Genomic DNA, 23,752 nt, shown 5'->3' on the forward strand with positions numbered 1-23,752 from the left:
CTTGGAGGGGTGATGGCGCGCGACGAGACCGGCGGGCGGAGCCCCGCGTGGACGGACCCGGGCTGCCCGGTCGCCCGCACCGCCGACCTGGTCGGCGACCGGTGGAGCCTGCTCATCGTCCGCGACGCGATGGACGGCGCCCGCTCGTTCACCGACTTCCAGCAGCGCACCGGCATCGCCCGCAACATCCTCAGCGACCGGCTCCGCAAGCTCACCGCCCACGGACTGCTCACCCAGGTCGACGCCCCGTCGGGCAGGCGCCGCCTGTACGCGCTCACCGACGCGGGCAGGGACCTCTTCCCCGTGATCGTCACGCTGCGGCAATGGGGCGAGCGCCACGCCTTCGCAGCCGGCGAGGAGCACTCCGTCCTGGTCGACGGCGACGGCGCCCGAGTGCCCGACCTCCTGCCCGTGTCAGCGAACGGCTCGCCGCTGACAAGCGACACGACCTCGGTACGACGTCCCGGCTAGGCAGCGGAACGACTCGCTATCTCGCCTGCCCTCCGCAGGCCCGGGACGAGCTAGCCCGGGGCGTGGATCCACTTCGCGAGGGTCGGAAGGTAGCCCGGGGCGAGCACACCGTCCCGCCGCACCCGATGGTCGGCTCCCGGGAACACCTGCACCGTCAGCGACGCCCGATGATCGCGGTCGGCGTCACACGCGGCCTCGCTGAACAGCCGGACGCTGGCGGCGACGGGAACGACCTCGTCGGCACCGCCGAAGATCGCCAGGTGCGGGCAGCGCAGCCGAAGCGCGTCGGGCAGGGGATCGTGATCCTGCTTCCGCTTGAGGAACTCCCAGCCATCGGCGTCGACATCGGACCAGAAGGCGGCCAGGGCCGGGTGCCCCGCCTCGGCGACGATCCGAGTGGCCTCGGCGAAGCCGGCACCACGCCGGCCCGCTTCCACCAGCCGGTCGTAGCGCGCCACGACGGAGTCCACGTCACGCTCATGACGCGAGCCGGACGCTCCGGCAGCGGTGGTCAGCGCGTAACGTTCCTGTTCAGCCGGGGTGACACCAGGGCAGCTGTTGGTGACGACCCAGGACGGCGCGCCCCGGGCGGCCGCGCGCAAGGCCACCCAGCCGCCCTCACTATGGCCGAACAACCCGGCGGCCTCGTCAGGCACCTCCGGCTGGGCGCGCAGAAAGCCCAGCGCCGCCAGCGCGTCGGACGCCAGGTCGTCCATCGTCGCCGCGCACCACCGGCCCGACGACCGCCCCACCCCGCGCTTGTCGTAGCTCAGGACCGCGACCCCGGCCTCCAGCAGATACCGGCGGATCGGGCGAAAGGAGCCGTCGTTGTCCCGGTCGGACGGCCCCGAACCCCCGACAAGGACCACGCCCGCCACTGCTTCACCGCCCGGAACCCCGAGCAGGCCGGCCAATGTGACGCCCCCGGCTCCGAACCTGACCTCGCGCACACGCCACTCGCCCGGCATGCCCTCAGGCTAGGACGCCGGGCCGGTTCAAGGCCGTCTGCGAAGCGTCAGCGCACGGAGTCGGCCGCCACGCCCTGGCCGCCGATGGTGGGGCCCGCCGGCCAGAGCGCTGCGAGCTCCGTGGGCGTCAACGGGTCTCGGTAGGCGGCGTGGAGGACGGCCGTTCTGGTGGCCTGGTCTGCTCGGGCGAGGTTCGCGAACCAGTCGATCCCGGCGGGGTAGGCCCACAGGTAGGAGCGGAGTTGGGGGTCGGCTCCCCTGTCGGTGAGGACGTCTGCGATCGCGGCCTCGGTCGTCCAGGGCATGCGCGCACGGGCGCGCTCGGCCAGTTCGCCGATGCCGGCACCCCGGTTGAGGTCCACGTGCAGTTCGGCGCGTACAAGCTGGTTGTAGTGGTCGAACTTGGTGCGGGCGACCATCAGCTCGTCATCGGGGGCGATGAACAGGGGGAGCGCTTGCGCGAGCCCTTCGAGCAGGACCTGTTGCGGCGCGTGCACCGACATCAGACGCACCCAAGAGACCTCCTGGGCAGCGGCTCGCGCCGACCAACTGGCGCTCTGAAGGCCGTGGCCGAGCACCTCGTGCAGAGCGAACTGGCGAGCCGCGACCTTGGTGAAGCCGGCGCGCCGAAGGTTGAGGCGCAGCCGGACGTCGGCCCCGGAACCGTCCAGCCAGTACGCCCAGTAGGCGTCCACCTCGGCGGTCTCGATGGTGAGGTTGAACGGCGCCTCGCTACCTGTGGCCTGACGGACGGCGGCCTCGTAGTCCGCCGCGGCCTGCCTGATCGCGTCCGGCGCCTCGCCGGCCTCGATCGGCCCCTCGACCGCCCTCAGCTCCCGGACGGTCTCCGAACCCCACCCGACCCCGACGGCGCCGAGTGCCTGGCGGGCCTGGTCGCCGCGGTAGGCGACGTAGTCGTCCCGCCACCCGACAGCGACGCACCCTTGAGTGGCCCGCACATAGTCGCCCAGCGGCGGATGCTCCCCCAGCAGGGCGCCGAGATAGGCGAGATCGGCGGTCAGGCGCGCGGTGGGCCGGTCGGCGCCGGCCCCGACGGTGCGGACGCGCAGGTCGGACAGAGCCCGGTAGACCGCAAGACGGCTGGTCGCAGCCTCGACGGGCGCGGCGGTGGGCGCGCAGTCGAAGTCGATGACGGCCACCGGCCCGCGGTCGGCCTCGTAGGCGTGCCAGCCTCGCAGGACCGTCTCGATCTCGTCGCGCAGATCCACCCATCGCTCCCAGCACAGCGTCACGCCCGGCACCGGCGCGGCGGCGGCAACCTGCCGTCCTTGCCATCGGCTTCCCGACGAAACTATCCCCGGCCGGGTTCTCCGTCTCGCCGATCGCGCGTTCGACGCAACCCGGCCGGCCGCCGATCCACAGGCATCGCCAGGTTTCTCGAGGTGAACGGCACGGTCACGATCAGCAAGGGCGGTCGCGCGAACATTTCCCTCCCCGGCGGTGTCACATGGGCTGAGGGGCGGGGTCGTGGATCCGCCCCCCGGACGAAACCATCAAGAGTGGGCACATTTCAGGCCTTGCTATGTGTTTTCACTCAATGACGATGAGCGTCCGGCCGTATCCTCAACAGTGCGGGAACGTCGATGAGTGCTGGGCAGAACCCCTGGGGACCGTACGGCGGCGGACCGCAACCCCCCGCCCGGCCGCCGCAACCGCCGGGCCGCGGGATGCCGCCGGGCCCTTGGCAGTACGGCGGCGGCCCCCAACCGGGCCGGGCACCCCCGCCCGGACCGCCGCGCCCGCCGTCCCGCAGGCGGCGGCTGTTCCGGCTGCTCAACCCGGTCATCGCCGGACGCCAGGTGGCCAGGCCGACGCGCCCGGACCGGGTGGACGATCCGGCGGTGCGGAAGGTCCAGGTCCTGCGCGCGGTGGTCGGTCTCATCGCGGTGGTGTGGATCACGGTGGCGTACCGCGTCGCCTCGGACGCCCAGTCTCTGGCCTACCAGCGGGCGGACCAGATCGTGACGTCCGCGGCCCTGCTGCCGGCCACTTTCCCGATCGTCGTCGGCGCGTTCATCCTCGGAAGCCGCCCGCACCTCCGGGCCCTCCACCTGCGGCGGACGCTGAAGCCGCTCGGGTCGCTGCTGGCTCTGGGCGGCACGGTGCTGTTCTTCGTCGTGCTCACCTCCGTCATGCCGGAAGGCGGCCTCATCGGGGATGACGAGCAGCCGTCCCCGGCCGTCTACGCGAAGCTCCTCGTCATGGTCATCATCGCCCTCGTGGCGCTCTGGGCGATCGTGTTCGTGTTCTTCGGCGCCGCCGTCGCACTGGTGCACGTGTTCCGGACCGCCGACATCCACGAGGTCCTGCCCCCGATCATCGCGACCGTCCTGGTCTGGGAACTCGCGATCATGGACCTGTTCTCCCACGACTACGACGGCCTCCCGGTCCCGGCGCGGCTCGCGGTGATCCTCGGCGGCCCGCTGTCGGTCACGCTGGTGAGCCTCTGGGAACTCCGCCGCCTCAGAACCCGCCACCACCTCACCGTCCGCCGAGCACTGGGCCGCTGACCCCAGAGCGGCCTTGGCCCCGTCCGCACGCGACCGAAGCCCGGTTCGGACTCGCGACGCGACCTCCACGCGAGCCCGAACCGGTGTCTCCCGCCTTCGAGTGACGCCCCGGGCAACCGGTTGCGCGCGGGCTACTGTTGCTCGTCACCGCCATCGACGAACAATTCGCTGCCGGTGACGAAACTGCTCTGGCCCGAGGCGAGGAAGAGCACGGCGCCGGCGACCTCCTCGGGACGACCGGGCCGGCCGAGCGGAAGGGCACTGCCCAACTGCCGGACGAGCCCGTCGGCCGAGGCGGCGTCGGGCGCCAGGCCGCGCAGCCCCTCGGTGTCGATCGGCCCCGGCACGATCGCGTTCACCCGGACGCCCCGGTCGGCGAGCTCGACCGCCCAGGTGCGGGCGAACGACCGGATCGCGGCCTTGCTCGCCGCGTAGACCCCGAACGCCGCGGTGCCGCTGGTGGCCGCGGTCGAGCCGGCCAGGATGACCGACGCGCCCGGGTTGAGCAGCGGAAGAGCCTTCTGCACCGTGAACAGCGTGCCGCGCACGTTGATCGAGAACGTCTCGTCGAAATGCTCCGGGGTGACGTCGGCCAGGGTCGCGAACGTCCCGCCGCCGGCATTGGCGAACAGCACGTCGAGACCGCGCCCCTCCCCGCGGATCTGCGCATAGAGCTCGTCGAGGTCCTCGGCGCTCGACACATCCGCGCGAACTCCCCGGCCTCGATCACCGAGTGCCTTGACCGTCGCATCGAGTTCCGCCTGCCTGCGGCCGGTGACGAAGACGAACGCGCCCTCGTCCGCGAACCGCTGCGCCGTCGCCCTTCCGATGCCCGACGTGCCCCCGGTGACCAGGGCCACCTTGTTGTCCAGCTGTCCCATGACTACTCCTGTTCCAGATATCAGACCTGCGTGGAAAGCAGGACCTTGGTCCGCAGCCCACCGTTTTCCATGCCGCGGTGGACCTGCGCGGCGTCCATCAGCGGGGCGACGCTCTGCGAGCGCAGCGTCAGCCGCCCGGCGGCCAGCAGTTCCATGACGGCTTCCAACCGCGACGTGATGCGTGGCCCGTCCGGCCCGGACAGCCGGACGGCGAAGTCGGCGGCGTGCGGATCCGAAAGAGTGACCACCCGGCCAGGTCCGCCGGCCAGCTCGACCGCGGCACCGAGGACACCTGCACCGGAGACATCGATGACCGCGTCCACCGACGGCACGACGGCCCGGACGTTCGCCACCAGCTCGGGCCCGTAAGCCACCGGAGCGGCGCCCACACTCGCCACGAGGTCGAAATCGCCGGGACGGACCGCGGCGATCACCTCCGCCCCGCGCGCGACGGCGAGTTGGCTTGCGATCAGCCCGACCGACCCCGCCGCGCCGACGATCAGCACGGTCTCGCCCGCCGCGACGCCGACCTCGTCCACGACCCGTGCCGCCGCCTCCCCAGAGGCCGGCAGCGCCGCGGCCGCCTGGGCGCCGACCGACCGCGGAACCCGCACCCAGTAACGGGCCAGCACCTGCCCGGCGTAACCGCCGAGTTCGGGCAGGAAGACCGCGACCGCATCACCTGCCCGCACGTCGATCACCGAGGAGCCGACCGCGTCCACCACACCGGCCGCCTCGAACCCGAGCACCGAACCCGGACGGGCACCGAACGCGCCCTTCAGGCGGCCCGACCTGATGGCCAGGTCCGTCGGCCCGACCCCGGCGAACTCGACGTTCACGCGGATCTGCTCCGCCCCCGGCGGACCGATCTCGACCTCACCCGGAACCAGCCCGTCCGGGGAGCCGTAGTCGCTGAGCACGACTGCCTTAGTCACATCTACCTCCTTGATTTACGTGACATGTCACGCATCGCGGTTAACACGGCTCGTCACGCACTTGTTCCTGGAGATGCGGCATCGGCTAGCCTGAGCGCCGCGCCACGTAGAGGAGCCCGCATGCCGAACGACCTGGGGGACAGCGCGGACGAGCCGGCCCACAGCGGACTGACCGCCGAGCAGGAGGCGACCTGGTTCGCCTACATGCGGGTGGCGCTCCGGCTCAACTACGAGATCAATCGCGAGCTGCAGGCCGACGGCGGCCTCTCCCACCAGGACTTCCACGTCCTGAACGCCCTGGCCGACTCCGCCGACCAGCGGCTGCAGCTCAGCGACCTGGCGGTCCGCATCGGCTGGGAGCGGAGCCGGCTCTCCCACCAGGTGCTGCGCATGGAAGCACGCGGCCTGGTCGCGCGCCGCCCGTCGAGCACCGACGCCCGAGGGACCGACGCGGTCCTCACCTCACAGGGCCGGGACGCGCTGCGCCGGGCCACCCCGGGCCACGCCGCCCTGGTGAAGCAGATGTTCTTCGACGGCCTCGACCCGACCCTGCTCGGACCGCTCCACACCGCCCTGGACCAGATCCACGAACAGATCCTCGCCCACGGCACACTCCCGCGCCCCTCAGGCCACCAAACCCGCTGGACCACCACCAACAAGGCCTGACCCGCACAGAGACGCCCACACGCCCCCTACCAGGCACGGCACGCAAAAGGCCCCTTCCGAAACCGGAAGGGGCCTCTAAGCCATGTGCACCCGAAGGGATTCGAACCCCTAACCTTCTGATCCGTAGTCAGATGCTCTATCCGTTGAGCTACGGGTGCCTGCCGGAAGTACTGTACCGGCTCCGGGGACCTGACCGCGAATCGGTTCACGGATGCACGGAGCCCACACTGTGACTTGAGTCACGGAACCCTTGGTGGGGTAGCTACGCCAAAGGGGTGATTAGGGCGGGTGTGACCTGGGAGGGTGTAGCCCGTTCGCAAGCCCAACCCCCTGAAGGAGAATCCCCATGCGCATGTCCGCCACCAAGCTGGTCGGCGTCCTCGCCGTCGGTGGACTGATGCTCGGTTCCACGGGCTGTGGCGCGGTCGACGCCATCGCCGGCGGGAAGAAGAAGACTGCCTGCAAGAACATCGAGACCGAGCTGCGGAGCTTCTCCACCGGCGGCATGTCGATGACGACGCCGGGCGGCGCCTCGGCCACCGCGCAGAAGTTCTCGGACACGGCCTCCAAGGTGCGGTCCGAGGGCCAGAGCGCCGGCGGCGACGTCGAGACCGCCGCGACCGCGTTCGCGGGCGACCTGGACGAGACCGCCTCGATGCTGCGCCAGGTGCAGTCCGGCAGCACGACCCCGCGCCAGCCCGACCTGGCCGGCATGCGGCAGCACGGCAACGACCTCGCCGAGGCCTGCGGGTTCACCGGGTTCCGGCTCGGCGGCTGACGCCCGGCGCGACCCGCTCCCGCGGCCCCGGGAGCGCGGCGCCGGGACGTGTTTCCGACTATGCTGTCGGAGCCGAGGGTCAGGCTTTGCCGGTTGGCTCGCCGAACCGGTAACCTGTCCTGGGCCTGACGGCTCCTGGAGGATTCGCCTAGTCCGGTCTATGGCGCCGCACTGCTAATGCGGTTTGGGTGCAAGCCCATCCGGGGTTCAAATCCCCGATCCTCCGCCACACTGACCAGGGACTTCGTCCAAGATCGCGATCTTGAGCGAAGTCCCTGTCGCGTTCCAGATGTCCGTTTCTCCTGGCCTGGTGTGCACATGGTGTGCACGGGATGTCGTCGGAGCGCTTTCGTCGCCGGACGATGCGGGTGCTGACCGTCTCGGCTCTGACTACCCTGCGTGTTGGCCGCGCCGGTTGCGTCGGTCCGCAAGCGAGATCACGTTGGCGGCGTCAGGTGTGCTCTGCCGCGTCCGACGAGGGACGACCGCGGCCACCGCCTCGGCGGCTGCCCGGGACACCTCGGGAAGTACTGAGGTGTAGGTGTCGGCGGTGAAGGAGTGGCGGGCGTGGCCGAGAGTCTCGCTGATCACTTTCATGTTGACGTTGCCGAGCAGGGCGAGCGTCGCGGCTCCGTGCCGTAGGTCGTGGAAGCGGATCGGCGGCAGCGGCTCACCTCCCGTCGCCACCTGGACGGTGCGAACGGAGATCCGATGGTGACGAGCGATCCTGTCGATGGCCCAGCCCTCGACGGAGTGCTTGTCCTGGACGAGTCCGTACTTCTTGATCAGTTCCTCGAACCGCGTGGAGATCCACGGGGCACGCAGCCGTGCCCCGTCCTCGCGGGTGAAGACCCGTCCGGAGTCCACCCATACCTCGGGGCCAGCGGCGGATCTTTCTCGTTCCTGAACGGCCCGCCAGTCCAGCAGTACCGAGATAGTCGCCTCGTCCAGCGCCACGGTGCGCTCGCCGGCCTCGGATTTGGTGTCGTCGTATTCGTCGGCCTGGCTCTCGGAACCAGGACGTGTCTCGCGGACGGTCAGCGTGCCCGCGCCCTGGAGGTCGGTGTCCGCCCAGGCCAGTCCTGCGACCTCGGCTCGACGCAGCCCCCGGAAGGCGACCAGGTGGAAGAGGGCGTACAACCGCTCGTCCGCGATGAAGTCGAGGAAGGCGCCCGTCTGGGCGGGCGTCCAGACCATCACCGGTCCAGGGACCTTTCCGGTCTCCTGCCATCGCTGGACGCGTTCGGTCGTCCAGACGAGCGGCTTCGCCCGCCTTCCCCTGACGCGAGGTGTTTCTACGTGCGCGATCGGGTTCTCCCTCAGGCGCTTGGACTTCACCGCCCAGTTGAGCGCCGAGAGCAGAACCGCATGGATCTTCCTCACCCGCGTCGGGGAGATGGGCTTGGTCTGTTTGCGGCGGGGAGCCTCTCCGACCTTGAGCTGTCGCGTTGAGTACGCGCGGACTTCAAGCAGGCGCCGGAGCATCTCGCTCGGCTTCGCTCCCTCGGGGAGGGGGCGGTTGATCTGCATGATCGCCTCGTACAGGGCGATCACGTGCTTGTCCCTGAGGTCGACCAGCTTGAGGTGTCCCAGGCCGGGCGCCAGGTAGAGCTGGACGATCTCCGTGTAGTCCGCGAACGTCGAGGTGGACAGGCTCTCCTTCTTAGCCGGAAGCCAGATCGTCTCCAGGTACGCGCCCGTCTTCAGGCTCCGATCCAGCTGCCGTCCATGGATCTCGAACTTGGCCAGCTCTTCCGTGAGTGCCTGCTGCGCCGCCTTCTTGGTCTTGAATGGCCCGACGGTCGGCTGTCTTCGTCGGCCGCTGCTTCCTGCGGGGGCGTCGTAGCGCGCCCACCATGCTCCGTGGTCGCGGTTGACCAGCTTCGGGCATTTGCCCGCGGGGTACTTCTCGCCGGTCTCGGGATTACGGCAACCGCAACGCTTGTAGGTCGTACCTCGCATGTCTCCTCCTTCGGGAACGGTTCGTTCCGTGGTGGCGGGGGCTGCGAAACGGCTCTGCGGGAGCTCTCTATTCGCGAGGCCGTCTCCCAGTCGGACACCACTCGATTCGCGCCGAGCTCCTCGTCAATCTCGGTGAGCTTCAGGCGGGTGTAAGGGGCTTCGCAGAACGCTTCCTGCCGGGCAGCGAGGCCCTCGATCGCCTTCACGGGCAGGGGGTGACGGGAGGTCCCGGGGCACGGAAAGGAGGCAGTGGCGTTCTGCTGCTGCACGCTCACGGTGAGTCAACTACAGGCAGGTAGATCTTTTCAAGCAAAGCCTTGGTGGTTGAAAGCCGAGGTCAGACGCCCTGCACCGGGATGCCGAGCTTCGTCGCCATCCCGGCGCCGGGCGGTCTCTCTCCGGACTTGCCAGCCGCTCCTTGGTTCACTCGGAATCAGCGAGCCAGCCGACTCCTGAGGACTACGTGACGCCGAGCAGCTTGCGGAGTTCCGCGGTCGGCACGCGGTAGGTGGTGCCGACTCGGATGATGCGGCAGGGGAAGTCGCCACGCTTCGCTAGCTCGTAGGCGTACGTACGCGACAGGCCAAGTGCGCGAGCAGCAGTCATGATGCTGACGACCGTGGGGAGTGTGTCGAGGTCTTTGTGGTGCATGGTCTGCATTCGGATGCCTCCGTGTCTTGGTGTGTGGAGGTGGGGTGATGCTTCGCCATGGCGAACTTGTTAGCGGCGCGGGCGGCTTGGGCGGGTTGGTGCCGTGGGGTTGGGCGGTGCGGGGCGGCTGGATGTCGTGGATAGCAGCGGAGCCCACGGGTTGGGGAACGCGGCCATGGCAAGGCGCGCTTGCGAGGGCATGGCTGCCTCTGCGGGTGGACGTGGGACGTTGTCGGGGTCGGCGGGTCTTGCTGCGCGGACCTGCGAGGCGGCTCTTCGGGCGGCGTCGGCTTGCGCGTGGCGGCCCTGGAGTCGGCGGAGCTCGGCGATGGTGTCGAGCAGGGTGATGAGCCTGGAGACCAGCAGCATCATCGACACCGCCGTCCGGTCCTTGATGACGCCGGTTAGCGCGAGGAGCCGGGCCGTGGTGCGCAAGGCGTTGCCAGCAGGAGTCGGGCGAGGAAGACGCCCATAGGGTGCACGGGCAGCGCGGGCGTAGGTGTCGGCTGCGCGGCGGAGGTGGTGGTTCCCGGTTGCTTGGGCAGCCGCGTGAAGGGCATCGGACGCAGCCCAGCAGGCGTCCTGGCCTGCGTGTGGATTGGTAGCCAGGTCGCGCCGGAGATGAGCAGTGGCGTGGGCAGCGGCACGGGCGGCGTCGTCGTAGAACGCCTGCCGTTCCTCGGTCGTGAGGTCGTCGTCGACAGTTGGCGCGTGGTCGGCGGCGGGCGAGGCCCAGCGTTGCTGGAGCCGCGTGATTGAGAGGTCGTCTGCAAGGCGGCTTCCCGCGTGCCAGGTCGGTTCTTCGTCACCGTGGTCTGTGGGGAACGCGACGGCGTAGCCGGTGATCTGGCCAGGCGTGTGCTGGCTGTCGCGGACCTTGGCCAGGAGGCCGTAGTCCTGGAGGCGGCTGAGGAACTCGTTGGTCGTCCGGGCTTCGTCCGCGGCGCGGCGGACGGTCGTCCGCAGCACGGCCCGCTTCGTCCGCTCGGACAGGTGCCGTCCGTCCAGCGGACGGACGGCGGACGAGCCGCGGACCGAGCCGTCCGCGCCTGCCCAGCGGTGGCGGAGCTTGGGCAGTGTGAGGTCGGAGGCGAGCTTGCCTCCCCCGTACCAGACGGGCTGCCCGTCCGCGTTCACGTCGCCGGGTGCAGCCACGGCGTACCCGGTCAGTTCGCCGGCCGTCCGCTGGCTGAACCGCTGCCGCACCAGGACACCGTCGGCCTGGAGGCGCTCGAAGAACTCGCTCTCGCTGCAGGCGCCGGCGACCGCCGTCTGGACCTTGCGACGCAGGACGGTACGGGCTGGCACCGGCTGACCACGGCGGACGGCCTTCTCTGTTTCACCGCGTTTGGGACGGCGGGCGGCTGTCCGGTCCGCTGGCGCCGTGGAACGCAGACCGAACAGCTCCTCCACCGCCCGGCACGCGTTGCGGACCCGGTACCCGTCGTTCCATACCTCTGGACGGACGCCGTCCGGCCGCGCCAACGTTGCAACGATGTGGACGTGGTCGTCGGCGTGGCGGACGGCGATCCAGCGAACGGAGTCCACGTCCCCCGTCGGCGCCAAGCCGGTCCGGCTCATGATCTCGGCCGCGATCTGCGCCCATTGCCCATCGGTGAGGACCGGGTCTTCAGGAGCGGCCCGGACCGCGCAGTGCCAGACGGGCTTTCGGTAGTTCCGTTCACCGAGCAACGCCAGCGGCTGTGTCAGCAGGCCCTCCAAATGACGAAAGTCGCGGCGACCATTAGGCCCTACCCCCGGCTCCAGATCGGCCGCGTCCTCGAAGCCCGCCACGATGTGCGGGTTGTGATGTTCGCCGTTGGTGCCCGGGCCGTAGAGGTAGCGCAGCAACCCCTGGACCCGGACGCCCCGCAAGACCTTCCCGATCACGACGCAACGCTCAAAGAGCGATCACGGCAGCCGCCTTCTCAACTCCTCGGCCAGGTCGTCCAGCTTGCGGACCGTCTGCGCGGCGGCGCGGGCATACCACTGGATCGTCGACGACACCTCCCCCGAATTCAGCGCGGCGACCGCCTGGTTGAGATTGACGCCGATCCGCTGCGCTTGCCCACGCGCCTGCATGACGGCCTGCAGTACCTCGCGCATCTCGTTGTGCTCTGCTCGCGGCGTCCCGCTCGCAGCGGCCAGCAGCGTCAGCGCTGCCCAGGCCGCGGTCGCCAGTCGCTCACGCTCGGCGGCTCTCGACACCGCCGCGTGCTCGTCGTCCGACAACAGGATGTACAACACCCGCCTCCGCTTCGACTCGCCATGAGCTCGGCGGTTGCGTCGCCTCGCCATGCTCGACGAGGACTCGCCACGCCCGTCTTCGACCATCAGCCTCCTGACCTGGGATCGCGCCCGATCCCTCTCCCACTGCGGACCGCGCCCGGTCCGCGCCCGATAACGCTTGCGTTTTCCATTTCTTGCCCTGCGCTCTGCGCCAGCGGGACCAAGGGCGCAGGGCGCAGCGTTGGCGCCCAGCTTCTCTCATCGCATGCGAAACGACAACTTCAAGCATCGGTGTGTCGTACTGACGCTTAAAATCAACACACCGAGAGGCGGATGCGTATAGCTCGCCCGGCCGGGGCGGTACGGCACACAGGGCTGAGATCCGATTCGGTGTGCCGACTTCGGGATAACGATTTGCGACCGTGAGCCGATCAGTGCGGGCGATCGTCAACGTCGCCTGCGGCTGTTGGAAAAGCTGGGCTGGTCATACCTTCGGGCGTTATGTTCAGGTTGTGACGGCTATCTGGAGAACCGATCAAAGCGGAAAGTGGCGCCTTCTCACGCCGAGCGGCTATCCAGCTGAGGCAGCGTTGCACGACCTCGTCGAGCAGAGTCCACAGATTCTGCCGCTGGCCGGCTCTCCGCGGATCACGGTGCTGGGGCGCGAAGTACGGCTGGGCGGCGGATATGCCGATCTTGTGGCTGTGGAGCCATCCGGGCAGATGGTGATCGTGGAGGTGAAGCTGGCCGGGAACTCTGAGGCTCGCCGCGCGGTGGTGGCCCAGGTCCTCTCGTACGCTGCATACCTCCAGGGTCTTGATGCCGGCCAGCTTGAGTCGCAGGTCCTGGCGTCCCACCTGAACCAGCGCGGATTCAAAACGGTAGTGAGCGCTGTCGAGGCAGATGATCAGGAGCACTCCGTGGATCCGCAGGCGTTCACCGAAGGACTCGCGCAAAGCCTGGCGGAGGGCAGTTTCCGGTTGGTCGTCGTCCTCGACAGCGTTCCGGATGAGTTGGCGCAGATCGTCGGCTATCTGGAATCGGTGACCCAAGGGATCGTCATCGATCTCGTCACCGTCTCGGTCTACGACGTGAACGGCGGGCAGGTCCTCGTGCCCCAGCGCGTTGAACCCGCACGACGGGACCGGGAGCTGTCCACGGCCGAGGTGACCGAGCGACAGCGCACGGTCCTAGGCTCCGAGGAGTTCCGCGCGGTCATCGCGGACGCGCCAGCCGACAAACGGGAGCTGCTCGAAAGGCTCACCCGGTGGGCAGAGGCACTGCAGCGAGACCGGCTGGTAGACCTGTCCACCTACCAGGGAAAAGCAGGGATCACCACGCTGCTCCCTCGCCTACCTGGCGATGCGGGCCTGGTGACCATCTATAAGGACACCAAATCGGTCTACCTGCAGTTCTGGCGAGGCGTGTTCGAGCGACGGGCACCCCATTCGATCCCACTCGTCGAAACGGCTCTACAGGCCACGCTGAAGCGGGGCAACGTCACCCACGAGGTCTCCGACGACCTCTTGGAGGCCCTCACCAATGCTTATAGAGAGGCAGCAGGATGAGCGGCCCATCCGAGGACGAATCTCTCTCGCGCTCTACGCACTCTAGAGGACCTGCTAATTCGCCTCGAAATCGTCCGCCGAATCCTTTCCGTCTGGCTCGCTGGCGAATTTGGTCAACCGAGGGGGCAGGGGCAGATCATACTTCTCAGCAAGGAAGAGGGTCTGAGCGTAGAGACGAGCCTGCTTCGCAACGTCCCCAATGACCCAGGCGTTGGTTCCAGCCGACGTCACGATCGAGACGACGGGAATACCTTTCGCTACTTTGTCGACAGGAACACGGGAGCTGCTGCTCCACTGCTTCATCAGCTTCTCGAGAGCCGCGAGGAGCTTATGGTCGTCACGGAGTTTGGCGCTCCACTTCTTACGGCCCTTGGCAGCCGCCGCCGCGAGATTCGCACTGCGGTTTGTGGACGCCTTTGGAATCTGCTCGCCAAAAGACCGAGCTACCATCCGCTCCACGACGTGCTGAAGTTCCGGGTCAGTCGCGTCAAAACCGTATGCGTAGCAGACGCGGGTTGCAATCGCCGTTGTGAGCACCTGCATGACGACGATGTCCGCTGAGATCGCCGCTGCCCCACCCGCGATCGGAACGAGAGCGAGGGCGCCAAGCGTGGCTCCCTCAGCAGCTCCAAGGGAGCGCCATTTCAGTACTAGGTTCCGGACGACCTCATCGAGTTCTGCGAGGTCCAGACTACGAAGGTCGTCAACTGAAGACACATCGCGACCACGGCTCCGATGGAAGTCGATGACCTTCTGCGGATCGGTGAGCTCCACTGCCCAATCGTTGACCAGGTCGACCAACCGGATAGCACCCTCTACCGCTGGAGCGAGCACCGTGTCGGCTGCACGCTCGCCGAAAGCCTTGACGGAATCTGGTGTAGCTTCCGCTACTGCGTTTCCCGCACGGCCCAAGGCATCTTTCGTCTTCGACCCAGCGGCCTCGATGGCGACTCGAGCCTTCGCAGGCAACAACTGGCGTCGATCGGCCTTGCGCTGCCAGTGGGTTTCGAGCGCCGTCCAGATGCGCGCTTCGTACGGGGACATTTGCGGGACCCTCGGTCCCGTTGCCGAGTCGCCGTCCGCGTCCGGTGTCGGATCGTCAGCGAGAGGGGAGTCAGATGTGGTGCTGTGGCCGTAGGTCTCGGGCTCGGAGATCTCCATCGAGTCCAAAGGGTCCTGCATGTGATCTCCTTACCGTGGGGGGTGCCGCGCCGGACATCGTCGGTGGGCATTGGCGAAGACTACGGCACGGCGTGCCGCCATCTCCTGATCGAAGTACGGAACCTGGAGGCTCGTCGAGAGCGTTGAAAATGATCCACATGAGTAGAGAGAGGACCCCGAGGGCCTCAAGTTCTAACGCCGTCAGGGCTAATTCGGCAGCTGGTGTACGTGGCACCGGCCGACGGGTAGTTCCTTGGCCGCACTGCGGATCACGTGCTTGTGGTGCGTGAACACGATGACCTGAAAACGGTCCGCCAGGCCGTCGAGCACTCGCAGCGCCGCCTCGGTACGCGCCTCGTCGAATGTCATGAAGATGTCGTCGATGGCGATCGGGAGGGTGTTGCCGTCCGCGGCATGGCGGCCAAGTGTGGCCAGGCGCAGGGCCAGGTAAAGCTGGTCGCGCGTGCCTTCACTGAGGGCAGCGGGCGCCAGCAGCGTTCCCGTGGACGACTTGGCCAGGATGGTGGGGCGCTCTTCGTCGGACAGTTCAAGACCCGAATAGCGGCCGAGGCTCAACTTGGCGAACATCTCTGAGGCCTCCGCCAGGACGGGTTCCTGATCGCTGTTCCGATAGTCCTCCATGCAGGTCCGGATGGCGATCCGCGCGGCCTCCAGCCGCAGGAACTCCTCGGCGTCCTCGGCCAATTCGGCGCAGATCGCGGCGATGTCGGCGGTGGCGCGGGCTGCGTCCCCGCTGCCGTTGAGCCTGCCGAGCGCGTCCCGTCGCGTCGTCCGCTGCTCCAACCAGTCGTCTTTGGTCGCTTCGAGCTCCTCGATCTGGTGGTCGAGTTCGGCCAGCTCGCCGGTCAGTTCATCGGTGGACGTCTCCTCCGCTTGCCGGCGGAGTTGGATAAGACTCGACCCGGCCGGCAGGGCCCGCTGGATCTTCGCCAGGGCGGTGGACTTCTCCCTCAGGTCGCGGGCGCGTGCCACCGCGTCCTCCGCCTCGCTGGGCGAGGACACGCCGAGGCGTGCGCAGAAGTCCTGCAGGCGGCTGTCGATTCCCTTGAGTTCGAGTTCGGCTTCTTCGATCTGCTTGACGAGCCCCGACTTGTGGTCGAGCAGGCCGCGACGCTTCTGGTCATCCTCCCGCTGCTGCTGCAGGTCCTGCCCAAGGGTGTCGATGACCTGCTGCCAGCCGATGGAGGACGCCGGCAGATTCCGCCCGCAGGAGTGAAGGGTGTCCTGCAACAGCCGCTCGAATTCGGAGATCCGCTGTTCGGCCTGCCGGAGGTCGTCCTCGGTCGCGGCGACGGCGTCGACTTCGGTCGCTACCTGGAACAGGGCGTCCAGCTCGGTCAAGGCGGTGTCGAAGTCTCGGTCGGCGGGCAGGCCGGCGGTGCCGAGAAACTGCTGCCACTGCTTCCCGTGGTCGGTCACGTCCCTCTCGGCGTCGGCCTCGGCGGCCTCCGCCTCGGCGAGTTCGATCTCGGCGTTGTCGAGGTCGCGCCGCGCCGCCGTCCGTGCCGCGGCGCTCGCGTCGTGCTCATCGATCCGGGCGCGGGCCGTGCGAAGGACCTCGGTGAACAGCGCGGCAGCGCGGGCGTTGCCGGCGGTTGCCGGTGCGTCGTCGAATCGCAGCAGTTCCTTGAGCCGAGCCGTGTGGGCGGAGATGCGGTCACGCTGCTCGTGGAGGTCAATACGGGAGTCCTCGAGGTCCCGGGCTTCGTTTTCGAGCCTTCCGAAGGTGTCCAGGACGCCCGCTCCTCGGTCGGGCTCGGGGGTCACACCGGGAAAGCCCTTCCACAGGACGTCCCAGACCTGGCAAGCCTGCGCCAAGTTGGTCTGCGCCTCTTCCACCGCCGCCTGAAGTTCGGGGATGGCGGATTCCAGTTCGGCGATTTCACGTTCGGTTTCGGCCCTCTTGTTGACCTCCTCCGCGTGCCGCAGCATCTGGTCGACGGTGGTGTCGGCTCGCTGAACGGCCTCCCGGAGGGAGCTTTCGGCACTGGGGTCGTCCCGGAACCGGGTGATGAGTCCGTCCCGCAACCTTCGCTGGTCACGGAGCTCGTCGCGGGTCGGCGGGGACTCGTCTGTGACGAGGCGCTCAAGTTCCTTTCTGCCCTTGGCCAGCTGCCGCTGAGCTTGATCGAGTTCTGCGGCGCGTTCGCGAAGCCCCTTGTCGAGTTCGCGGTAGTCGGCCTCGGCTGTGGTGACTGTTCTGATGTCGGGGAGTCGAAGGTTCAGGACGTCGGCGGGTGTCAGCTCGGGCAGTTCCAGCTGGTTCAGCGTCTGCTGGAACCGCCCCGCAAGCTTCTTCTCCGTGGCCTGGAGGTCCGCCACCTTGTCCGGCAGTTCGTGAGGGGCTGCGGCGTGCGCGTTCTTCAGCTGCGTGACATCCTCGGCCGCCGGGAGGGAAATGAGCTGCTTGCCGAGCCGCTCTCTCTTCTCCCGGTGCCGCTTGACCTCATCCCGGGCGCGGCCAAGGGCGTCTTGGCGCTTGCGGCCCTCGTCCCTCAGGCTTTGGGCCGTCGCGCGGAGGGCGGCGGGGAGCCGGTAGAGGTTCTCATCGGCCACGGTCGCATGCGGATGGACGGTGCGCAGCCGCGCTTCGGCGCCGACTCGCATGCGCGCGGCCTCTCTGGACGATTCGTCCCGCCGCGTCACAGCCTCGAGTACCGCCGTGACGTCCTTCGAGAGTCGGCCGATCGCGGCAGCGTGCGGGAGGAGGGAGCCGTCGTCGCCTATCTCGGCGAGCTGCTGATCGATGTTCTCGAGGAACGGCGCGTTCTTCGCGCGCACCGCGTTGTGGTTGCTCTGCTCCGTCAAGAGGTCGCCGAGCTGTTCACGGATGTCGTCGGGGGCGGACGGCCCCTGCGCGGCGATCTCCGCGATTCGCTCTTCCAGGTCGAGCTGCTCGTCCAGGAGGGGAAGCATCCCGAGGAGTTGCCGCTTGGCCTCCCGGAGCGCCTGTTTGTCCTTCAGCTCCTTCTCGTTCGCCGCGAACTGGTTTTCGGCCTCGGACGCGGCCTCTTCGGCGCCCCGGTACTGCTCGGGTCGCAGCGTGGCTTCGCGGGCCTCATGCCGCGCGTCTTTCAGGCGGTTCAGTGCGACATTGATCCTGGGGGTCGTCCTCCCTCGAGCCAGGAACAGTTTGCGTTGACGGTTCTCGATCGCCTCCAGAACGGCTTTCAGGCGCATGCCCGATCGTGCGGCGGCGAGCAATTGCGCCATGTCCCCCTCGCCGGAGGCGAGCAGTGCCCCGCCTCTACGCAGTTCGTCGCTGTTCAGGGCGAACTCGGTGGTGAAGGTGTCGCGGTCGATGCCACCGAGGAACGGGGCGAGCTCCTCCTGCCCGAGCGGACTTCCGTCACCGTCCAGCAGCACGTCCTTCCGTTTCTTCTGGCGGACGATCTCCAGGGCCACTCCGCCGGACTTCGAGAGCCGGGCGCCGAGCCGCGTCCGGCCGCCGTGCCGGAACGCGTACGGGGTGGCGTGGTCGATGCCGTAGAGCAGCCGGGCCAAGGCGCTGAGGGCGGTGGATTTCCCGGCTTCGTTGGGGCCGTGGACCAGGTGGACGCCGGGAGCACCCAGGTCCTCCAGGCTGTGGCCGTCGAAGGCCCCGTAGGCGATGAGGTCAAGGCGGTCGATGCGCATTCCGGTCACCGTGCTTCCTGCAAGAGGGACTCCACGAGCTGGTAGGCGTCGTCGGCCAGGTTCCTCACCCATGCCGGATCATCCGGGGTGATGCCGTCCGGCCCTTTGGCCTCGGAAGGAATCACCCCGGCGAGCGGATGGCGAGAAAGCTCGGCGGTGAGGCCCTCCGGGTCGGCACCAAGGGCTTTGAGCACCCGGCGAACGTCGGCCAGGACTCCAGCCGCGTCGACGCCGGAGTCCCCGAGGTCCTCACCGGTCGTTTTGAGATCGAGCTTCTCCAGCCACAGGTGCGGGTGGTGCCCGGCCGCCGCCCGGAGCTGGTTGAGCATCTGTTCGCGGTCCCTCCACATCGCGGTGTGGGCGGATGTGGCACCGGTCAGGGCGACGCGGACGGCCGTCAGCCGTTCCTCTGGGATGGCCTGGAAGCGTCGCTGGACGGCGCCGAGGACGCGGTCGACGTCGTCGAGACCGGTCACGTCCACGTCGAGGCGTTCCCAGCGGGCGGTGTCCAGGTCGTGGTGTTCCACGGCGCGGACGCGGAGGTCAGTGTCGTCGACGGTGACGACGGTGCACCCTTTCGGGCCGGTCTCACGGGCGTGGCGTCCCTGAATGTTGCCTGGGTAGACGATCCACGGTTCCTGGGCGACGATCTGCCGGGTGTGGATGTGGCCGAGCGCCCAGTAGTCGTAGCCACACGCCTCGAGGTCCGCGATCGTGCAGGGCGCGTACCGCTTGTGCTCGGTGTATCCGCCCTCTAGGCCGGTGTGCAGCAGCCCGATGTTGAACAGGCCGTCGTCGCGCACCGGATACCCGGTGGCGAGGTTGTCGCGTAGGTCCCATTCGGCGAAGCCCTGGCCGTGGACGGCGAGGCCGATCCTCTCGTCCCGGACGGTCTCGGGCACGTCCGTCGAGAAGACGTGCACGTTGTCCGGGAGCTTGAGGTCCTTCATTGTGCGGTTCTGCGCGTCATGGTTGCCCGAGACCATGTAGACGCCGATGCCGGCCTGGCGGAGACGTGACATCTGGCGGCTGAAGAACAGGCCGGTGTGGTAGTCCGTCCAACCGCCGTCGTACACGTCCCCTGCGAGCAGGACGGCGTCCACGGACAGGTCAGTCGCGAGCCGGACGAGGTTTTCGAGGGCTCTCCGAGTCGCCAGCCTCAGGTCGTCCTCCGGAGCTCCTTCGTAGCGAGACAGGCCCCGCAGTGGACTGTCGATGTGAAGATCGGCGGCATGCAGGATCTTCATGCTCTCCCTTTTCATGTGAGGTCGGCACCGATGCGGGGATGGCCCTGGAACTCCAGTGACCTGCGAAACGGTAGCCGCGTGTTGCGACTTATCTGGTTAAAGAGACGAAACAGCGCACGTGGTGACCGGGTTGGGCCATGAAGCGGCGTCTCGCATCCCGAACCGCCTTTTCCTTTGGCCCCGTCCCTGATCAGGCGACCTGGGCTCGCGCAGCCTCGGAGAACAGCGGGTTGGTCATGGCGACGATCTTGGGGCGGAAGGCTCCCTTCGCGCAGACCAGGCCGGTGGCCTTCTCGCCGGGGGCGAGCTCCGTGGTGTCGATCTGGCCCTCGTACTCGCCGAGGGCGGAGCTGCTGTCGTGCTTGGTGTTCTTGGTGTCGGTGATGGAGAAGTAGAGCGGGTTGACCTCGAGCTGCTTCTTGGTCTGGTTGGTGACGGTGACCTTGACGCAGGACAGGGCGCCGCCGTCGCTCAGGACGCTCTTGCTCGCGCGCGCCCGCTTGGCGGTGAGCTTGATCGGGAAGGCCTTGGCCTTGCCCTTGGACGCGGCGCCGCTCTTGCCCGCCGACTTGCCCGGGTCGGCCGACTGGACGGCGACCGGGTCCTCTTCGAGGTTGCAGCCGGCGGTGAGGACGGCGACCGCGGCGAGGCCGAGGATGATCTTGCGCATGGGGCGCTCCTTTGTGTCCGGGCGCGTTCTGCACGGCGCCCTGGGATGGGGTTCGTGTTGGCGGGGCGCCGCCGCCCGCTTAGGGGTAGGGCTGGTCAAGCGGACGGCGGCGCGTCTTCGGGGAGCGGAGGCCGCGGCGCGCTTCCGCATGAGCTGGTCAGCCCTCGGCGACCGCGAGGAGCTCGTAGAACTCCTCGGCGTCGATGACCGTGATGTCGTGACCGGAGTCGCGGAGCCGCTCGGCCTTGGCGAGCTTGCCGGTCTTCTTCGCCCCGGGGGCGAGCTGGTAGGGCTCGATGCCGCCGACCACCAGCAGGTCGACGAACTTGGTGACGTGGGGGACGGTCCAGGCTCCGAAGGCGGCGATCCGTTCGGCGGCCGCCGTCCTCGTCATCCCTGGCAGTGATCCGGTGAGGCAGACGGTGAGTCCGTAGAACGGGTTGTCCGGGTCGGCGTTGGGCTCGGCATCCGGGTACGGCTCGCGCCGCGTGGCTCCCCGGTACTTGCACCCCCGGCGGACGCCGCCGCGGTAGGAGCCCATCTGGATCCGCTGGACGGCAAGGAGGTCGTCAAGGGTGGCCGTCCCCTGCCGTCTCAGCGCGGCGAGCATCACCTGGGCCGCCGCCCGCGCGTCATCGCCGGCGTCGTGGTGGTGCGGCAGTTCGATGCCCAGGGCGTCGGCGAGCACCGGGAGCTTGTAGGCGAGCAGGCCGGTCCAGGTCCGTCTTGCGACCACGAGCGTGCAGGCGAACCGCAGGTCCGGGACGCGAAGGCCGCTCGCCTCGCACGTGTCGGCGAGGACCCCGATGTCGAAGGCGGCGTTGTGCGCCACGAAGGGCGTATCGCCGACGAACCGAACGATGTGCTCCAGCGTCTCCGACCAGCCGGGAGCGTCTCTGACGCGGTCCGCCGTGATGCCGTGGATTCCGACGTTGAAGGCGTCGAAGAGGTCGTGCCCGTCGGGGGGTCTGATCAGCGATGACCACTCCTCGACGATCCGCCCTCCCTTCACCTTGACCAGTCCGACCGAGCACGGGCTTGCCCGCCGGGCGTTCGCCGTTTCGAAGTCGATCGCCACCCAACTCGTCATCCTCGCTCCTAGCGTCGAGCGGTTGAAAGCATGACTATGAGAGCACGACGTGAAAGCACTGTCAAACAGCTTTGCATCATTGGATGCTGTACAGTTGGGCTGCTCCCGAAAGCTGACGAGGAAGTTCTGATGGCATCGCAGAGCGAGCAACTGACCGCCGCCGAGATCTCTCGGCTCGCCGGGGTGACGCGGGCGACCGTGAGCAACTGGCGCCGGCGCCACCCCGACTTTCCGCAGCCCAGCGGGGGGACGGAGGCCAGCCCCAGCTACGACCGGGCGCAGATCGAGGCGTGGCTCGACGCGCGAGGCCGCCTTCCCGCGCGCTCGTCCAGGGACGACCTGCGGGCGCACCTGCACGGGCGCCCGCCGCGTGAAGCCGAGGCCGTGGCCCTTTTCACGGCACACCTGGCCGGACTGGACACCAAGAAGCGCGCTGAAGCCGCGGCCCTGGACGACAGCGCACTGATCGCGCTGTACGCGGAAGCGCTCTCGTCGACCGGAGCCGGTCAAGCGGGCCTTGCGGACGTCCCCGCGCAGCTCCTGCGCTCGGCGGCGAAGGTGGCGCACGAGGAAGGCCCGCTTGCCGTCTTCGACGTCCTCGACGATCAGACCGAAGGACCGGTCGGCATCCGCGGGACGCATCCGACGTCGGAGGCGCTCGCCGACCTGATGGCCGGGCTGGCGACGTCCGAAGGCCAGCGGGTCCGCAGCGTTCTCGACCCGGCCTGCGGGGGCGGGCGCCTCCTCGCCGCGGCCGCGGCCGCCCTCAAGCCCGGCGCGAGCGTGAACGGCCAGGAGTACCGCCCTGTCACAGCGGCCCAAGCGAAGACCCGGCTGGCCGAGACGGTGCCCAAGGCTTCCGTGGACGTCAGGACCGGGGACAGCCTGCGCAACGACGCCTTCCCCGACCTGCTTGTGGACGCCGTCGTGTGCAACCCGCCCTACGGCGATCGCGACTGGGGGCACGACGAACTCGCGCTCGACACGCGATGGGCCTACGGCGTCCCACCACGCTCGGAACCGGAACTCGCCTGGATCCAGCACGCATTGGCGCATCTGGCCGAGGGCGGCCGCGCCGTGCTGCTGCTCCCGCCGGCGACCGCGTCACGCTCGTCCGGCCGCCGCATCCGGGTCGAACTGCTGCGGCAGGGGGCACTGTGCGGGATCATCGCGCTCCCGCCGGGCCTCGCCGTACCGCACCACATCGGGCTTCACCTGTGGATCCTGCGACGCCCCGAAGCCGGCCGCTCCGGCCCGGACCAGGTCCTGCTGATGGATGCCTCCGACGAGGCCGCCGCCACGGAGGAGCCGTCCAGCCAAGGCAGGGCGCCGGACACGGGCAAGCTCCGCAAGACGATCCTCAGCACGTGGGAGGCGTTCACCGCGCCGACAGAGTTCACCGAGATCCCGGGGACCGCCCGCGCAGTGGCGACGATCGACCTCCTGGACGATCTCGTCGATCTCTCACCGGCACGGCACGTCCGCACGGCGCCGATGGTCACTCCGGACGCGGCCCTGCGCGACGTCCTCAAGCTCACCGAACGACTCAAGACGGGCGTGGCCGCGCTGGCCAAAGCGAGCGAGATCGGGCCGCTGGCCTCGGCCGGGGAAGCGAGCCGCACCTGGCGCAGCGCCACGATCGCCGACCTCGCCCGCGGTGGCGCGCTCGCCGTCCATCGGGGGGTGCGGGCCTCCTCGGCCGACACCCCGCCCACAGACCTCGCGGCCCGTCCCGTGCTCCGGGCCCGTGACCTGCTCGACGGCACGCGGGCCAGCGGCGACGCCCGCGAGACGCCCCTGGCCGACCCGTTCGTCATCGAGGCGGGAGACGTCCTGGTCACTCAGGTCGTCGGCCCCCAGGGCGTCGCGACACGGGTGGCCGGAGACGACGACGCCGGATGCCTGCTCGGCAGCGGCGTGTTCCTGCTCCGGCCCGACCCGGCACGTCTCGATCCGTGGTTCCTCGCCGGGTTCGTCAGCGCACCCGACAACGTCAACCAGGCGACCACCGGCTCCTCCACGCACCAACTCGTGGCGTCCCGCCTGCGCGTCCCTCTGCTCCCGCTGGACGAGCAGACCGCTTATGGCCAGGCGTTCCGAAATGTCCACGAGCTCAGGAGGTGCGCGCAAAGCGCTGCGACGTGCGCGAACGAGATGGCTGAGCTCATAGCCACCACCCTCAGCGGCGGAGCGCTGCTGCCCCATGGACCCGAGTTGCCATGAGGGCCAGCACCACGCGGCTCTGGTGAACCAGACTTGATAGCCCTTGGCCCCACGGTCCGCCACA

19 protein-coding genes and 2 tRNA genes are annotated in these 23,752 nt (G+C 68.8%); 7 read left to right on the forward strand and 14 right to left on the reverse strand.

Features of this window, described 5'->3' with window-relative positions:
• The first annotated feature begins 12 nt into the window (after positions 1-12).
• Positions 13-471, forward strand: coding sequence for a winged helix-turn-helix transcriptional regulator (locus tag ABWI04_RS04995; protein ID WP_345171460.1), 459 nt, complete (start codon positions 13-15; stop codon positions 469-471).
• 50 nt (positions 472-521) lie between these two features.
• Here the strand turns inward: ABWI04_RS04995 and ABWI04_RS05000 are convergent, their stop codons facing one another.
• Together ABWI04_RS05000 and ABWI04_RS05005 are read right to left on the reverse strand one after the other, a co-directional pair.
• The gene (locus tag ABWI04_RS05000; RefSeq protein WP_353831577.1) at positions 522-1,439 is read right to left on the reverse strand and encodes an alpha/beta hydrolase family protein; all 918 of its coding nucleotides are present in this window, start codon (positions 1,437-1,439) and stop codon (positions 522-524) included.
• A gap of 47 nt (positions 1,440-1,486) precedes the next feature.
• The gene (locus tag ABWI04_RS05005; protein ID WP_353831578.1) at positions 1,487-2,668 is read right to left on the reverse strand and encodes a hypothetical protein; all 1,182 of its coding nucleotides are present in this window, start codon (positions 2,666-2,668) and stop codon (positions 1,487-1,489) included.
• A 459-nt stretch (positions 2,669-3,127) separates the two neighbouring features.
• On the opposite strand from ABWI04_RS05005, the gene ABWI04_RS05010 reads away from it, so the two are divergent.
• On the forward strand, positions 3,128-3,970 hold the full coding sequence (locus tag ABWI04_RS05010) for a hypothetical protein (RefSeq protein WP_353831579.1): 843 nt from the start codon (positions 3,128-3,130) through the stop codon (positions 3,968-3,970).
• A 131-nt stretch (positions 3,971-4,101) separates the two neighbouring features.
• Here ABWI04_RS05010 and ABWI04_RS05015 read toward each other — a convergent pair whose 3' ends face one another.
• Both ABWI04_RS05015 and ABWI04_RS05020 read right to left on the reverse strand, forming a co-directional pair.
• Entirely contained in the window at positions 4,102-4,851 is a 750-nt protein-coding gene (locus ABWI04_RS05015) for an SDR family NAD(P)-dependent oxidoreductase (RefSeq protein WP_345171468.1), read from the reverse strand.
• A 20-nt stretch (positions 4,852-4,871) separates the two neighbouring features.
• Positions 4,872-5,786, reverse strand: coding sequence for an NADP-dependent oxidoreductase (locus tag ABWI04_RS05020; protein ID WP_353831581.1), 915 nt, complete (start codon positions 5,784-5,786; stop codon positions 4,872-4,874).
• Positions 5,787-5,906: 120 nt separating this feature from the next.
• On the opposite strand from ABWI04_RS05020, the gene ABWI04_RS05025 reads away from it, so the two are divergent.
• The gene (locus ABWI04_RS05025; protein WP_353831582.1) at positions 5,907-6,452 is read left to right on the forward strand and encodes a MarR family winged helix-turn-helix transcriptional regulator; all 546 of its coding nucleotides are present in this window, start codon (positions 5,907-5,909) and stop codon (positions 6,450-6,452) included.
• 85 nt (positions 6,453-6,537) lie between these two features.
• Here ABWI04_RS05025 and ABWI04_RS05030 read toward each other — a convergent pair.
• Positions 6,538-6,610 (reverse strand) — tRNA-Arg (locus tag ABWI04_RS05030).
• Positions 6,611-6,798: 188 nt separating this feature from the next.
• Between ABWI04_RS05030 and ABWI04_RS05035 the strand changes: the two genes are divergently transcribed.
• Both ABWI04_RS05035 and ABWI04_RS05040 read left to right on the forward strand, forming a co-directional pair.
• Complete coding sequence (locus tag ABWI04_RS05035) at positions 6,799-7,230, forward strand: hypothetical protein (protein WP_345171474.1); 432 nt, start codon at positions 6,799-6,801, stop codon at positions 7,228-7,230.
• Positions 7,231-7,367: 137 nt separating this feature from the next.
• Positions 7,368-7,459: transfer RNA gene (locus ABWI04_RS05040), tRNA-Ser, on the forward strand.
• Positions 7,460-7,620: 161 nt separating this feature from the next.
• Here ABWI04_RS05040 and ABWI04_RS05045 read toward each other — a convergent pair.
• From ABWI04_RS05045 to ABWI04_RS05060, 4 genes are all read right to left on the reverse strand, one after another.
• Complete coding sequence (locus ABWI04_RS05045; protein WP_353831583.1) at positions 7,621-9,192, reverse strand: site-specific integrase; 1,572 nt, start codon at positions 9,190-9,192, stop codon at positions 7,621-7,623.
• A 459-nt stretch (positions 9,193-9,651) separates the two neighbouring features.
• Positions 9,652-9,852, reverse strand: coding sequence for a helix-turn-helix domain-containing protein (locus ABWI04_RS05050; protein WP_353831584.1), 201 nt, complete (start codon positions 9,850-9,852; stop codon positions 9,652-9,654).
• Between the two features lie 60 nt (positions 9,853-9,912).
• The gene (locus ABWI04_RS05055) at positions 9,913-11,733 is read right to left on the reverse strand and encodes a relaxase/mobilization nuclease domain-containing protein (RefSeq protein ID WP_353831585.1); all 1,821 of its coding nucleotides are present in this window, start codon (positions 11,731-11,733) and stop codon (positions 9,913-9,915) included.
• 21 nt (positions 11,734-11,754) lie between these two features.
• Positions 11,755-12,177 (reverse strand): hypothetical protein, encoded by a 423-nt coding sequence (locus ABWI04_RS05060; RefSeq protein WP_353831586.1) that lies wholly within the window; start codon positions 12,175-12,177, stop codon positions 11,755-11,757.
• Positions 12,178-12,506: 329 nt separating this feature from the next.
• On the opposite strand from ABWI04_RS05060, the gene ABWI04_RS05065 reads away from it, so the two are divergent.
• Complete coding sequence (locus tag ABWI04_RS05065) at positions 12,507-13,640, forward strand: PDDEXK family nuclease (protein ID WP_353831587.1); 1,134 nt, start codon at positions 12,507-12,509, stop codon at positions 13,638-13,640.
• A gap of 54 nt (positions 13,641-13,694) precedes the next feature.
• On the opposite strand, the gene ABWI04_RS05070 is transcribed toward ABWI04_RS05065, so the two are convergent.
• The 5 genes from ABWI04_RS05070 to ABWI04_RS05090 all read right to left on the reverse strand — a co-directional run bounded on the left by ABWI04_RS05070 (position 13,695) and on the right by ABWI04_RS05090 (position 21,465).
• On the reverse strand, positions 13,695-14,822 hold the full coding sequence (locus ABWI04_RS05070) for an EcsC family protein (protein WP_353831588.1): 1,128 nt from the start codon (positions 14,820-14,822) through the stop codon (positions 13,695-13,697).
• A gap of 186 nt (positions 14,823-15,008) precedes the next feature.
• Positions 15,009-18,458, reverse strand: a complete 3,450-nt coding sequence (locus ABWI04_RS05075) for an AAA family ATPase (protein ID WP_353831589.1) — start codon at positions 18,456-18,458, stop codon at positions 15,009-15,011.
• Between the two features lie 5 nt (positions 18,459-18,463).
• Positions 18,464-19,705, reverse strand: a complete 1,242-nt coding sequence (locus ABWI04_RS05080; RefSeq protein ID WP_353831590.1) for a metallophosphoesterase family protein — start codon at positions 19,703-19,705, stop codon at positions 18,464-18,466.
• Positions 19,706-19,895: 190 nt separating this feature from the next.
• Entirely contained in the window at positions 19,896-20,375 is a 480-nt protein-coding gene (locus tag ABWI04_RS05085) for a DUF4352 domain-containing protein (protein ID WP_353831591.1), read from the reverse strand.
• A gap of 157 nt (positions 20,376-20,532) precedes the next feature.
• A complete protein-coding gene (locus ABWI04_RS05090; RefSeq protein WP_353831592.1) occupies positions 20,533-21,465 on the reverse strand; it encodes an exonuclease domain-containing protein in 933 nt (310 codons plus the stop codon).
• Between the two features lie 129 nt (positions 21,466-21,594).
• Here ABWI04_RS05090 and ABWI04_RS05095 point away from each other — a divergent pair, with 129 nt between their 5' ends.
• Positions 21,595-23,688, forward strand: coding sequence for an N-6 DNA methylase (locus ABWI04_RS05095; protein ID WP_353831593.1), 2,094 nt, complete (start codon positions 21,595-21,597; stop codon positions 23,686-23,688).
• Positions 23,689-23,752 lie beyond the last annotated feature (64 nt).

This window comes from Actinomadura sp. NPDC000929 (genome assembly GCF_040492065.1).
Taxonomy (GTDB): domain Bacteria; phylum Actinomycetota; class Actinomycetes; order Streptosporangiales; family Streptosporangiaceae; genus Spirillospora; species Spirillospora verrucosospora.

Coding starts and splice junctions, on each gene's coding strand:
- ABWI04_RS05070 (WP_353831588.1), bottom strand. CDS start 14,822: ATGCAGGACCCTTTGGACTCGATGGAGATCTCCGAGCCCGAGACCTAC.
- ABWI04_RS05060 (WP_353831586.1), bottom strand. CDS start 12,177: ATGGTCGAAGACGGGCGTGGCGAGTCCTCGTCGAGCATGGCGAGGCGA.
- ABWI04_RS05035 (WP_345171474.1), top strand. CDS start 6,799: ATGCGCATGTCCGCCACCAAGCTGGTCGGCGTCCTCGCCGTCGGTGGA.
- ABWI04_RS05010 (WP_353831579.1), top strand. CDS start 3,128: ATGCCGCCGGGCCCTTGGCAGTACGGCGGCGGCCCCCAACCGGGCCGG.
- ABWI04_RS05085 (WP_353831591.1), bottom strand. CDS start 20,375: ATGCGCAAGATCATCCTCGGCCTCGCCGCGGTCGCCGTCCTCACCGCC.
- ABWI04_RS04995 (WP_345171460.1), top strand. CDS start 13: ATGGCGCGCGACGAGACCGGCGGGCGGAGCCCCGCGTGGACGGACCCG.
- ABWI04_RS05045 (WP_353831583.1), bottom strand. CDS start 9,192: ATGCGAGGTACGACCTACAAGCGTTGCGGTTGCCGTAATCCCGAGACC.
- ABWI04_RS05095 (WP_353831593.1), top strand. CDS start 21,595: ATGGCATCGCAGAGCGAGCAACTGACCGCCGCCGAGATCTCTCGGCTC.
- ABWI04_RS05050 (WP_353831584.1), bottom strand. CDS start 9,852: ATGCAGACCATGCACCACAAAGACCTCGACACACTCCCCACGGTCGTC.
- ABWI04_RS05090 (WP_353831592.1), bottom strand. CDS start 21,465: ATGACGAGTTGGGTGGCGATCGACTTCGAAACGGCGAACGCCCGGCGG.
- ABWI04_RS05080 (WP_353831590.1), bottom strand. CDS start 19,705: ATGAAGATCCTGCATGCCGCCGATCTTCACATCGACAGTCCACTGCGG.
- ABWI04_RS05025 (WP_353831582.1), top strand. CDS start 5,907: ATGCCGAACGACCTGGGGGACAGCGCGGACGAGCCGGCCCACAGCGGA.
- ABWI04_RS05000 (WP_353831577.1), bottom strand. CDS start 1,439: ATGCCGGGCGAGTGGCGTGTGCGCGAGGTCAGGTTCGGAGCCGGGGGC.
- ABWI04_RS05075 (WP_353831589.1), bottom strand. CDS start 18,458: ATGCGCATCGACCGCCTTGACCTCATCGCCTACGGGGCCTTCGACGGC.
- ABWI04_RS05015 (WP_345171468.1), bottom strand. CDS start 4,851: ATGGGACAGCTGGACAACAAGGTGGCCCTGGTCACCGGGGGCACGTCG.